The following is a 12,157-nucleotide window of genomic DNA, read 5'->3' as shown; positions in this document are numbered from 1 at the left end:
GTTATTTCAAATAATTTTCTAGCGGTTTTTTCTCAAAATCTTCAGGATACATAGTAATAAAATTCTTCATTTCATTTCTGAATGTGTCTGTATCCCGCTTACCCTCGCCTGACAAACGATGGTAATTATTATAGTCCGCTTCAAATTTCTTTGAGCGCACGATAGGAGGCTGCGCAAAATTCATCCCAGTAGTGCTATGACATTTTTAGAGTGTATCGACTATATAAGGGTAAGACTTTTTAACGCTGTCTCTTGTTTTTTTTCTAAGGCTGTGAATTTTTTCAATAGTTGGCTGAGTCTGTGACACTGTATTTTCCTTTTGTTATTATCAATAAAGAATTTATGGATTATTCAATTTCTCTATAATAATGGCTCTACGCAGAGCTTTTAAGTATTGAGTTTTAAGACCTAAAATGAGTGAGTACCTATACCAGTCATACATTACCTTCCAGTTCACATTTTATAAACATACTCAAGTATAAAAAGTATTTTTCCGTATAGAGTGAATACGACGCTAGTTCATTTTGTTTGTGATAATCGGCATCAATGTGCTTATTTATTACGCTTACTTTCTAAAAATATCATGTCAATTATAATCAATGCGACACCGACACAGACACCTATATCTGCAACATTGAAAAGAGGATAATTCCAGACATCAGCATAATGCACATGGATAAAGTCAACCACTTTACCAATTCTTAAACGATCGATTAAGTTGCCAATCGCACCACCAAGCATTAAGGCCAACCCCATAGATAATAGCTTGGCTGCACGTGGCGCTTTGATTAAATAAACCGTTAAAAAGATAGCCATTACAAAAGCTAAGCCTGAGAAAAACCATTTCTGCCAACCGCCAGCGTTGGCTAAAAAGCTAAATGCTGCCCCATAGTTATAAGCGAGTGTCCAGTTGAGAAATGGTTCAATGACCGGTACGGGGTCATTGAACGCTAATGTGGTTTGGGCCAACCACTTAGTCCATTGATCAAGTATTAATACCATTATCGCCAACAAATACCAGATAAAAGCGCGACTGCCATTGGCAACCATTTTTGGCATTTTGTCCAACTTATCTTTAGGTGTTATTGAGTTGCCTGAAGTCACGTACATAGCTTTAGGCGTATGATTTATGGTTTTAGAGTCAATCGATTGATGAGTACTACTCACAGCTATAGGTACCTTCTTGTCAGCAATATTAGTACTAGCCGATTCAACGCTATTCAATTTAGTACTATCTAATCTGTCGGTAGATTCAGTCATAGTTGTTTCCTTTATCTATGTTTATACAATGAACAATGTTAAACGTATATGTTTTTGGTATACGATTATTAATCGCGCCACTTTCATAAACGGCTCCACTTACCGCTCTGGTATTATGAAACTTACGGTAATAATTTTTTATTAGGGAATCTGTTGATTGATTTCAACATTAACCTGAGTCTGTTCAACGCTAATCATTATAGGATTACCCGATAAGTCGCCTGATTCTGCTATGGCATTACCGCTATGACTAATACGAGCAACGACTGCTAACTGAGTTTTGTCACTACGAGCTGAATTTAACGTGCGATCTGGCATCATCGCATCAAGATTGCTTAAGCGGATACTAGCCTCACCTTGCTTGATAATACTAATGGGTAAACGTTTGGCGGCAAACGGAGGGCCCCCTTTCACATCACGTATCGCTACAAACAACACATCATCAGCTTTCACTAACGGTAATAAATTAGCGTTAATTTTCACTGTCACGTCAATACCTTCTAGCGCTTGCTTTTCTTGCGTGCTAACGTAGTTGCTTAACTCATCTAAGCTTGCTAAAGCTTTAGTATGATCACCTGGTTTGGCCACAATGCTGCCTTGTAAGCGTTTAATCCAACCTTGCGCTTCTGCAAAGTTACTACCACGTGCCTCACCCATTGCCATTAGCATCTGCGCACCTTCATGCTGTGGATTTTTGGCAAGGACATCTTGTAATACACGGCGGCTACTGGCATCAAGCTGACCTTTATTGGCAAAAAAGCTAATCTGCGCATAAGTGGTCGCAATCTCTTCATTGTCTGGTGACAGACGGTAAGCGCGTGACAAAGCTTCAATCGCTGAGTCGGTAGCTTCAAGCGATGAAAACAGCTCTGACAAACGCATCCAGCGATCAGGATCATCGGCATGACGATAAACGTTGGTCTGCATCGCGCTGATAAGCTGCTGGCCGTTTTCGATTGCCCATACAGGTGGCTGATCGATTTTGCCAGTCAATAGGTCATCAGCCACTTGTCCTACTTTGTCTTCGGCCGTCCACAGATCAAACACAGGCGTTCGGTCACCCACCATCAGATACGCCAGCGCAGCCAATACAGGCACCCAAACCATGAGGATCAAGCGGCTTTTGATACCAGGGGTGACCATCGGCGTGACTTCACGCTGGGCATCCAATAGCTGACGCTCCAGTTCCAGCTTTTGATTTTGATAATGGCTATTATTAATAGTACCGCTGTCTTTATCTGTTTGTAGCTCAGCTAAACGTTCGCGAAATACTGCAACATTAATATCTAGCAGTTGATTGTCTATTGGTTTGGACTGCAAACGCGGTGCTCGTAGCCATGGCATAATAGCAATTAGCGCAAATATAAGAGCAATCAGCAAGCTTAGAGCTACAAATAAGCCAAAAGTAGAAAATAGAGTCATTTTTTGTCCTCTATGCTAGTAATATCGTGGTCGACATTCTCAGCTTGCGATAATAGACGATCAAGCTCAGCCTTTTCCGCAGAGGTCAAGGCAGCAGTACTGTTCACTGTAACGCCGTTTTGGCCACGGGCGACAACTTGGCGGCGTTTACTTTGCCAAAACCAACCAACAATTAAGACGAGCAATAATAATGGTGGAAAAAACCATAGGATCCATGTCGATGGTCGCATAGGCGGCTTGTAGCTGATAAAGTCGCCATAACGATCCTGCATATAATCCCGGATTTCCGCATCACTACGTCTGTCTTTAATCAAATCATAGACTTTTTGCTTTAAGTCTTGGGCAATCGGCGCATCAGAACCTGCCAAGTTTTGGTTTTGGCATTTCGGGCAACGAAACTCTTCGATCAATCCTCGGTATTGTGCTTCTTGTTGGACAGAATCAAAATCATAGACGTCAATCGCCGCATAGCTGGTCACACTTAGGAGACAGGCAAGTATTAAGCTCGCTACTTTTATCGTAACGGCCTTTATTGAAAGGGCTATCATTTGCACACCTCTTCAACCTGAATCGCATCTGGACTGACGTTATTATCATTGGCATCATTGAGTACCGTTAAGCAAGGCTCAATACGATCTTGCCAGTTACTCTCGTTAATCTCACCAACAATATGCTGACGAATGATGCCATCTCCATCCACAACAAAGGTTTCGGGCGCACCAGTTATGCCTAAGTCTAGAGCAAACTGACCCAATGAATCCTGAATAGACATCGAAAAGGGATCACCGCCTCGGTTGAGATAGCTGAGCGCATCACCGATATCGTCTTTATAATTCACGCCAACCAGATTGACACCACGCTCTTCTAGTTGCATCAAAAAAGGATGCTCAATAACGCAAGTTGGGCACCAAGAGCCCCAAATATTCATCAAAAAGGGCTCATCAGGTAAGTTGTCATTGGTCATGATCCGACTGGTATCGGACAACAATGGCAGCTCAAACGCTGGTACTGGGCGTTCAAGCGCGGTATTGGTTACGATTTCAGTCGGCTGCCCCAAACGAAAATAAAGCATAACCATAACAGCAGCAAAGATGATCAGCGGGATCAAAAACCATATTCTAAATTGGCTTTTTTTCATTGTTCGATTACCTTTTGTTTCAGGGGGTTGCTCGGAAAAATGATTAGACTTAGTCATTTTGCTTCTCCCCTATTAGTGTCGTGTTATTAGTAGTGCTTTTAACATCTAAATCAGTAACCGTCGTAAAGCCTGACTTACTCGCTGCAATTTGTGCAGGGGTCTTGGATGTTTTGAGACGATAGCGCCTATCAAGCATACTCAGCAGACCACCCAATGCCATAATAATAGCGCCGAGCCATATCCAACGAATCAATGGCTTCACATAAATACGTACGGCCCATTTATTACTGCCTTCAGCTATAGGTTCACCAAGTGCGACGTACACATCACGCATCAGACTGTCATCAATCGCTGCTTCGGTCATTGGCATCATGCTAATAATGTAATTGCGTTTTTCAGGGTATAACGTAGTCACAGCACGGCTATCTTTACTCACTTCGACCTCAGCTTGGGTCGCATCATAGTTACTGCCTTTGACTTCGCGGAAGCCTTTAACGGTGAAGTCGTAACCTTGGACATGGACCGTTTCGCCAACACTCAATGCCACATCGCGCTCGATACTCAAGGTACTGGTAAAGGCAACACCGATGACCGCTACAATCACACCAATATGTGCCGTTTGCTGACCCCAGTAGCTTAAACGCAGCTTATTTAAGCCTTGCAAAAAGCTTGGTGCATTTTTGGTTTTGTCTTTGAAATCAACCACCATCCAGAACAGTACCCAAAAACTTACTGCTAGTGTTACACCAATATTAAGCATGGCAGATGGACTGACAAAGTAAGTGATGACTGCAGCTAATACTAGACTGCTCGCCGCAATGACCATACCAACGCCTAACAATGGACGCTTATCTTGTTTCCAGCGGATATTGGAGCCCATACCCATAGCTATTAATAACAGCCACGTTAAAGGTACAAATAATGCATTAAAATAAGGAGGGCCAACGGACACTTGTCCTAAACCAAAAGCATCAGCGATAATAGGGTAAAGGGTGCCGAGCAGCACCACTAAGGTTGCAATCAAAATGATGGCGTTGTTGATCACTAAAAAGGACTCACGTGAAATCAGCTGATATTGACTTTCAACGGTTAAACGCCAACCTCGAACGGCAAACATTAATAGACCACCACCGACGATGATGCCAAGAATAGCTAAGATAACCAAACCACGCGTCGGATCAGCGGCAAACGAATGCACTGAGGTAAGGACTCCAGAGCGTACCAGGAACGTGCCAAGCAAGCTTAAGGCAAAGGCGAAAATAGCCAGCATGATGGTCCATGCTTTAAACACCCCGCGCTTTTCAGTGACTGCTAATGAATGCAGCAATGCTAAGCCGACAAGCCAAGGCATAAACGAGGCATTCTCTACCGGATCCCAAAACCACCAACCGCCCCAGCCAAGCTCGTAGTAGGCCCACCACGAGCCCAGTGCAATACCAATGGTCAAAAATCCCCAAGCCGCGAGCGCCCATGGACGTGACCAGCGTGTCCATACTGCATCCAAACGCCCTTCCCACAATGCCGCCATACAAAAAGCAAATGGCACCGCTAAGCCCACATAACCCATATACAGCATCGGTGGGTGAACGATCAGCCCAAAATCCTGCAAAAGTGGGTTGAGATCTACCCCATCTACGGGCAGATTGGGCAAGGTACGATCAAATGGCGACGAGGTAAAAATCAGCATCGCTAGCATCATGACCTGCACACCGGCCAATATCACGAGTACCCGCGCGCGCATCGACAACGGTAAGCCACGGCTAAAATAGGAGACCAGCGCGCACCACGTGGCCATGATGGTCATCCACAACAAGAGCGAGCCTTCGTGTCCGCCCCATGTCGCCGAGAGTTTATAGTACCAAGGCAACAAAGTATTAGAGTGCTGCGTGACATAGACGAGACTAAAGTCATTGAAATAAAAGCCTGCCATCAATGCAACAAATGAAAAAATCATGGCAGCAAACTGTGCCCACGCGAGACTGGGCGCGAGACGCTGCCAAGCAACGTGATCGCGCATGACGCCAACGGTTGGTAATACCACCTGCAAAATCGCCAATATAAAGGCGGCCAGCAAGGCAAAATAACCCAATTCTGTGATTAACATACGGTCTAACCTTGTTTACTCTAATGCGGTTGCAGTTTACTGTGGCGGTGGAATTTTTATTATTAGAACCCACCCCGAAATCTGCTGCTATCTCTAGTTTTTAATTGATTTCGAAGGGTTTTATTTAACTACTTTAGGCGGATTTACCAGTGGAGGCGCGCCTTTAAAGCGCAGTAAACGTAACGCATTAAGAGTAACGATCACTGTTGCTCCAGCATCAGCTAGAACCGCAATCCATAGTCCAGTAATGCCGAATATGGTCGTGATCAGAAAGACGCCTTTGAGACCTAAAGCGAAAATGACGTTCTGATGAATGTTGCGCATGGTGGCACGTGAAAGTGCGATGAGATGAGCCATGTCCGTAACACGACTTTTTAATAATGCGATATCGGCCGTCTCAATGGCCACATCGGTACCACCACCCATCGCGATGCCAACATCGGCAGTTGCTAGCGCTGGCGCATCGTTAATACCATCACCAACCATCGCTATTTTGCGGTTGTTCTTCATCTCGTTAAGCAGGCGCAGTTTGTCCTCAGGCAACAGCTCAGCTTCCCATTCCACGTCTAAATTACTGGCAAGTGCTTGAGCGGTTAAGCGGTTGTCGCCTGTTAGCATGACGGAGCGCACACCCATCGCTTTGAGCTGAGCCACACCTTCATGAGCGTCGTCTCGTAATTCGTCTCTTAGCGCGATTAATCCAAGCACTTCACGGTTTTGCTCATCGAAAAGAACAGAGACGGTCTTACCCTCATTTTGCAGCGCCTCAATTTGCGCCTGTTGTGTGGATGAAATCAATGCCTCATCGGCTGCGTAAACAGGCGAACCGATAGCTAGCGCGCGCTCCGCGACAGTTGCGTGTACCGCTTTACCGGCAGTTGCAGAAGCATTGAAGGCCACAGGTATGAACACTTTAGCAGCTTCAGCATGACTAACAATGGCTTCAGCAAGCGGGTGACTAGAACCAGTCTCCACACTGGCAAAAAGTGCCAATATCTCATCTTGACCTTGAGAATTCTGACCTTGAATACTTGAGTCCTCTTGTGTAAAGGCAACAACATCGGTCACGCGTGGTTTGCCTTCAGTTAAAGTGCCTGTCTTGTCAAAAGCGACCGTCTTCACTTGGCCGATAGTTTCTAAAGCACTACCGCCTTTGATCAGCAAGCCACGGCGCGCACCAACAGCAAGACCAGAGGCGATGGCAGCGGGTGTTGATAGTACAAGAGCACAGGGACAGGCAATCAGCAACAGTGCTAGACCGCGATACAACCAAGTCGACCAATCTCCACCCATGGCTAACGGTGGAATGATAATAATTAGTGCGGCAATAGCCATCACTGCCGGTGTGTAATAGCGACTGAATTTCTCAATAAAACGGGCAGTGGGTGCTTTGGAGGCTTGGGCTTGCTCTACCAGCTCAATAATGCGCGAAATGGTGTTATCGGCGGCTGTCTTTTCTACGCGCACTTGGAGCACACCATCGATGTTAATTGACCCTGCAAATACATTGTCACCCATCGTCTTGGCAACAGGAACAGACTCTCCCGTCACGGGCGAATCATCAAGGCTGGACGCACCTTGAACAATGGAACCATCAGCAGATACCCTATCTCCAGGACGCACCAGCACAAGGTCATTCACTTGTAATGAAGTCGCTGGAACGTTACGCTGCCCACCTTGAGCATCAAGTAAAATTGCACTTTTCGGAACCAGCGATGATAAGGCTCTGATGCCAGCGCGAGCGCGATCAGCAGCGATACTCTCAAACAGTTCACCGATTGAGAACAAAAAGACAACCGCTGCGGCCTCTTCAGCTTCACCAATGATAAGTGCGCCAAGCACGGCGACGGACATCAGCGTTTCAATTGAAAAGAATGAACCTGTTTTAGCCAGTGCTAAGGCTTTGCGCGCAAATGGAAAAACGCCTACAATCACAGCGATGGCAAACACCCATATCCCATAAGCGGGCAACAGTAGTGACAGTGCATAACCGCTGCCCATCAAAATACCGAGGCCAACAACCTGTTTGCCTTTTTGAGTTTGCCACCATTGCTTATCCTGCGGAGCCATCTGATTGTCGCTGTCAATATCAATAGCCGATACAGTTTGTTGACCAGTATTGGCAGAGATGCCGAACCCTAGGCTTTTGATTGTTTTTTCGATATCACTAGCCTGAGTCGGCGCACCAGGGGCTAAATTTAGCTCTAGCGTTTCTGTAGCGAAATTCAGCTGAACATCAGAAACCCCAGGCATACGTTTCAAAGCTGTTTCAATCTTGCCGATGCAACTGGCACAGTCCATACCTTCAATATGATATTTCATAATAATTTACCCTTTAAATAATGATATTATGAACCCTATAGTGGCTTTAGAGTCAAGGTTATTTATCTACAGTTTCGTAATTTTAATTTCTCTAGCGCTAGTCTTTACAGCCACTTTAATTATTTAAATCATAGAGGTTGTTATGACAATCAAAATTGGTGAGCTCGCTAAACGCACAGGTGCCACAGTAGAAACCATTCGCTATTATGAAAAAGAGCGTTTATTACCCGAGCCTTTTCGTAGCGAAGGGAATTATCGTTTATATAATGAAGAGCACATTGAGCGTCTACAATTTATCCTACATTGCCGTACGCTCGATATGGCTTTAGATGATGTGCGAATCTTACTTGAATACTGGGAGTCGCCTGACAAGGACTGCGGCGATGTGAATAACTTGCTAGATGAGCACATTCATGCTGTGGAAATACGAATGGAAGAACTGATGCACTTAAAGCATCACTTGACCGTTTTGCGCCAGAAATGTGCAAGTAGTGCACCAGCGTCATCATGTGGCATTTTAAACGCGCTTGTCGATAACTCCTGTCATGAGTAATGATATCAGTAGTGTTCATTTCTGACGGATCAAATCATGAAAGGTTAAATACGCCCTGATGTTAAGCACAAAAAAACCCAGCAATGATATTAAGATCACTAGGGCGTGTTGAACATTGGGTATAAATTAATGGCAAAAAAAATAGCGAACGGTTAATCTTTAAGTTCTCACACAAAAAAGATATCGTTCGCTATGCCTCGCACTATGCTCAAAGATGAACACTGGACAAGACTGAAACCTATATTACTAGAACTTAATATCTATGACAAAGGAAATCTTAGACAAACGGTTGAAGGCGTGCTTTATCGCATGCGTGTTGGCTGTCCTTGGTGCGACTTACCCGAGTGTTTTGGCAAGCCCAATACCATCTATAAAGCTTACCAGCGCTGGTTTCGTAGTAATAAGCTGATTACGCTGTTTGCTTTATTAATCAAAGACGCAGACCTTGAGTGGGTCTTCATTGATGGTACTCATATTAAAGCGCATCAGCACAGCAGTGGTGACAATGAGAACCTACAATCCATTAGTAAAAGTGTGGCAGGACGCGCGACCAAGATTCACTTGGCAGTAGATGCGCATGGCAATCCGATTACCTTTATCTTGTCAGATGGCACGACCCACGATGTTAAAGTCGCACCTGACTTAGTAGACAAAGTTAATTTGAGCAACACAGAGGTTTTATGTGCCGATAAAGGCTATGATTCTGATGCACTACGAGCGCATATTGAACAAGCAGGGACACGGGATAACATCCCTCGAAAACGAAATACTCAGTCTTCTAACGACCATATGGACTGGGACTTATATAAAGCGAGGCATCTAGTAGAAAATGCTTTCGCCAAACTAAAACAGTATAGGGCGGTTGCCACCAGGTTTGATAAGCTCAAGCAAAGTTATGAAAATACGGTCGCTCTTGCTTGTGCTTATATCTGGCTCAAATTATGAATGTTCAACACGCCCTAGTCAGTTCAAAATAACATGGTGATAAATTGAAGAGTGCTAATGGAATGAATGTTGCGCAGCCTCTGTAATAACAGCATGCAAGGAAAATTTATACCAGTAGCACGATGTCATTTTTGCAGTGAATCGACTATAGCTTACTGGCTGCATTTTTACCTCGTCGTTACAGCTTCTAATACTCGACTATGTTAGACTTATCATTAATCCTTGAAGTTATTTACCATAAGTCTTAATAAATTTGAGTAACGTTATGAGTCAAGAAGATGCCAGTCATAAGCAAAATAAGCATTTGCCTCCAAGTGAGCCTATTGATGTCTATAAAAACAACGATAGTAACTATACTGCTGGCAATCAAGACGCTCATGATCATGACACTCACCTAGAGCAAAACACCGCACCAAGAGATACCAAAGGCTATCAGCGTACGTTACTGATTAGCTTTGTGATCATCACAGGCTATATGTTTATCGAGGCGATTGGTGGCTTACTGACAGGCAGCTTGGCGTTACTCTCTGATGCAGGACACATGCTCAGCGACGCCATCGCCCTTGGTGCGACGTTGATGGCATTTAAAATCGGCGAAAAAGCCGCCACCCATCAAAAGACCTTTGGCTATAAACGCTTTGAGATTATCGTGGCCACCGTCAATGGTGCGACGCTAGTAATTATCGCCTTGATGATTTTTTATGAAGCGATCAAACGCCTTAACTCACCGCCTGAGATTGCTACCCAAGGTATGCTAATCGTCGCCACCATCGGTATGCTGGTTAATATCTTGGTCGCTTGGCTGATGCATCGTGGTAGTAGCGGCAGCGATGGACACACCCACAGCCATGGAGCAAATGCAGACAAAGTAAATAAAGAAAAAGCAAATAAAAGCAATGATTCCAAAGAGCCTGTCAACCTCAATATGCAAAGCGCTTACTTGCATGTATTAAGTGATTTGATGGGCTCTGTCGCCGCGATCATCGCCGCTTTACTGATGATGGGGTTTGGCTGGGTTTGGGCCGATGCCGCAGCGTCGGTGATCGTCGCGGTACTTATCTTAGTAAGTGGTTACCGCGTTGTACGTGATTCGGTACATGTCTTGATGGAGGGCACGCCAGAAGGCATATCGCTGGTAGATGTGGAAGACAAGCTGCTTGCCCATCCACAAGTAAAACAAGTCCACGACCTGCATATTTGGAGCATCACCAGCGGGCTAAATGCGCTATCTTGCCATGTGATGGTCGATGGGGATATGAGAATCTCGGATGCCAGCGTATTGATTGCCAATCTTGAGCAAGGGTTGCTTGCGCTTGGTATTCATCACGCCACCATTCAGGTTGAAAGCTTGTCACACCCGCAGACCAGCGCCCATAGCGATGCATTGGTCTGCGACATATCAGAGCAGCAAAGCTCTGCGAATAACCATATCGGGCACAGTCACTAGTCACTAGGGCGTGTTGAACCTTCAACCATGGCACTGACAGAGACTATTTGTGAATGTTCAACACGCCCTACTGGGTTGGAGGAAATAACAACTATGTTGTGCTGACTTAGAAAGTCTTATTTATCATTCATAGCAAGGTAGATATTACGATCTGATGCGGATGCGTCATCCACGTATTTTGAATCGCGCCATGTCGTATAAGCATAGACACCACTGTATGGGCTGATGCTGTTCTGACGGAAGTCAGAAATCCAATTTGTACCATCGAAAATTTGAATATGGCCATGTGGACGCTTTGATGAGCGATCATAGACAATAACATCACCTACTTGGGTTGGCATATCATTGCTGATTTTGCTGAAACCTGCTTTCTCAAGTGTGCCACGAGTAGCGTACTGATAGGCTGAAGGATTTGGAGTGAACTCATAACCAGCTGATTGTAGTGCTTTACGTACGTAACGGGCACAATATCCAGAGCTGCCAGATAAAGCCACTTTTGAGGCGCGAGCAGCAGCGATAGCGGGGGCTGAATTGCTGTCAGGAACCTTATTGACTTGCTGCTGTTGTTTTTCAGCGTATAAGCGGCTGTTTAATGATGAAAGCTGATTCTCTTTTTGCTTGGCCTGCGCACTTAGGTTGCTAATTGCTTGACTAATTTCATCATTATTAGAAACATAAGCACCACTTTTGGTGCTATAGATGTTTTTTGATGAACCGTAGTTTGATGCCACAGAAGTATTGGTGATGGTATTATTTGTTTGAGAGATTGTGATAGCAGCACCACTCGTTTGTGCTATGCCCATACCCAGTACTGACAAAATCAATAAAGCCTGTTTCATAAATCTAATACCTACGGTTAATTCAAAATAGTCTGTCACTAACTTAGCTTTGGCCAATCGCTTTGAAATGCAGCCCAATGATATTGTCTATGTTGACCCTACTGGCTTAACCCGTTGGTCAAGATTT

General features: G+C 44.7%; 10 protein-coding genes. 3 read left to right on the top strand and 7 right to left on the bottom strand.

Going from position 1 to position 12,157, the window contains the following annotated elements:
• Positions 1–552 precede the first annotated feature (552 nt).
• From lspA to A1232T_RS04095, 6 genes are all read right to left on the bottom strand, one after another.
• Positions 553–1,260 (bottom strand): signal peptidase II, encoded by a 708-nt coding sequence (gene lspA, locus A1232T_RS04120; RefSeq protein WP_075107731.1) that lies wholly within the window; start codon positions 1,258–1,260, stop codon positions 553–555.
• Between the two features lie 141 nt (positions 1,261–1,401).
• Positions 1,402–2,682 (bottom strand): c-type cytochrome biogenesis protein CcmI, encoded by a 1,281-nt coding sequence (gene ccmI / locus A1232T_RS04115; protein ID WP_077448189.1) that lies wholly within the window; start codon positions 2,680–2,682, stop codon positions 1,402–1,404.
• Complete coding sequence (locus tag A1232T_RS04110) at positions 2,679–3,230, bottom strand: cytochrome c-type biogenesis protein (protein WP_077448188.1); 552 nt, start codon at positions 3,228–3,230, stop codon at positions 2,679–2,681. Before A1232T_RS04110 ends, ccmI begins: the two co-directional genes overlap by 4 nt.
• The gene (locus A1232T_RS04105) at positions 3,227–3,877 is read right to left on the bottom strand and encodes a DsbE family thiol:disulfide interchange protein (protein WP_077448187.1); all 651 of its coding nucleotides are present in this window, start codon (positions 3,875–3,877) and stop codon (positions 3,227–3,229) included. The genes A1232T_RS04110 and A1232T_RS04105 overlap by 4 nt, the downstream gene beginning before the upstream one ends.
• The gene (locus A1232T_RS04100; protein WP_077448186.1) at positions 3,870–5,924 is read right to left on the bottom strand and encodes a heme lyase CcmF/NrfE family subunit; all 2,055 of its coding nucleotides are present in this window, start codon (positions 5,922–5,924) and stop codon (positions 3,870–3,872) included. Before A1232T_RS04100 ends, A1232T_RS04105 begins: the two co-directional genes overlap by 8 nt.
• Before the next feature lie 120 nt (positions 5,925–6,044).
• Positions 6,045–8,246, bottom strand: coding sequence for a heavy metal translocating P-type ATPase (locus A1232T_RS04095; RefSeq protein WP_007394844.1), 2,202 nt, complete (start codon positions 8,244–8,246; stop codon positions 6,045–6,047).
• A 142-nt stretch (positions 8,247–8,388) separates the two neighbouring features.
• Between A1232T_RS04095 and cadR the strand changes: the two genes are divergently transcribed.
• The 3 genes from cadR to A1232T_RS04080 all read left to right on the top strand — a co-directional run bounded on the left by cadR (position 8,389) and on the right by A1232T_RS04080 (position 11,191).
• Complete coding sequence (gene cadR, locus A1232T_RS04090; protein WP_007394845.1) at positions 8,389–8,799, top strand: Cd(II)/Pb(II)-responsive transcriptional regulator; 411 nt, start codon at positions 8,389–8,391, stop codon at positions 8,797–8,799.
• A 192-nt stretch (positions 8,800–8,991) separates the two neighbouring features.
• Positions 8,992–9,744, top strand: a complete 753-nt coding sequence (locus A1232T_RS04085) for an IS5 family transposase (protein WP_077448185.1) — start codon at positions 8,992–8,994, stop codon at positions 9,742–9,744.
• Positions 9,745–10,009: 265 nt separating this feature from the next.
• The gene (locus A1232T_RS04080) at positions 10,010–11,191 is read left to right on the top strand and encodes a cation diffusion facilitator family transporter (protein WP_077448184.1); all 1,182 of its coding nucleotides are present in this window, start codon (positions 10,010–10,012) and stop codon (positions 11,189–11,191) included.
• Positions 11,192–11,307: 116 nt separating this feature from the next.
• Here the strand turns inward: A1232T_RS04080 and A1232T_RS04075 are convergent, their stop codons facing one another.
• Positions 11,308–12,030, bottom strand: a complete 723-nt coding sequence (locus tag A1232T_RS04075; RefSeq protein WP_068405068.1) for a CHAP domain-containing protein — start codon at positions 12,028–12,030, stop codon at positions 11,308–11,310.
• Between the last annotated feature and the right edge of the window lie 127 nt (positions 12,031–12,157).

Origin of the sequence: Psychrobacter pasteurii (assembly GCF_900162815.1) — a bacterium.
In the GTDB taxonomy this organism is placed as follows: domain Bacteria; phylum Pseudomonadota; class Gammaproteobacteria; order Pseudomonadales; family Moraxellaceae; genus Psychrobacter; species Psychrobacter pasteurii.
The sequence above is the reverse complement of the archived record's forward strand: the minus strand, read 5'-3'. Positions and strand labels throughout refer to the sequence as shown.

Bases quoted from the DNA above. Each gene is read 5' to 3' on its own strand.
- lspA (WP_075107731.1), bottom strand. From the start codon at position 1,260: ATGACTGAATCTACCGACAGATTAGATAGTACTAAATTGAATAGCGTT.
- ccmI (WP_077448189.1), bottom strand. From the start codon at position 2,682: ATGACTCTATTTTCTACTTTTGGCTTATTTGTAGCTCTAAGCTTGCTG.
- A1232T_RS04110 (WP_077448188.1), bottom strand. From the start codon at position 3,230: ATGATAGCCCTTTCAATAAAGGCCGTTACGATAAAAGTAGCGAGCTTA.
- A1232T_RS04105 (WP_077448187.1), bottom strand. From the start codon at position 3,877: ATGACTAAGTCTAATCATTTTTCCGAGCAACCCCCTGAAACAAAAGGT.
- A1232T_RS04100 (WP_077448186.1), bottom strand. From the start codon at position 5,924: ATGTTAATCACAGAATTGGGTTATTTTGCCTTGCTGGCCGCCTTTATA.
- A1232T_RS04095 (WP_007394844.1), bottom strand. From the start codon at position 8,246: ATGAAATATCATATTGAAGGTATGGACTGTGCCAGTTGCATCGGCAAG.
- cadR (WP_007394845.1), top strand. From the start codon at position 8,389: ATGACAATCAAAATTGGTGAGCTCGCTAAACGCACAGGTGCCACAGTA.
- A1232T_RS04085 (WP_077448185.1), top strand. From the start codon at position 8,992: ATGCCTCGCACTATGCTCAAAGATGAACACTGGACAAGACTGAAACCT.
- A1232T_RS04080 (WP_077448184.1), top strand. From the start codon at position 10,010: ATGAGTCAAGAAGATGCCAGTCATAAGCAAAATAAGCATTTGCCTCCA.
- A1232T_RS04075 (WP_068405068.1), bottom strand. From the start codon at position 12,030: ATGAAACAGGCTTTATTGATTTTGTCAGTACTGGGTATGGGCATAGCA.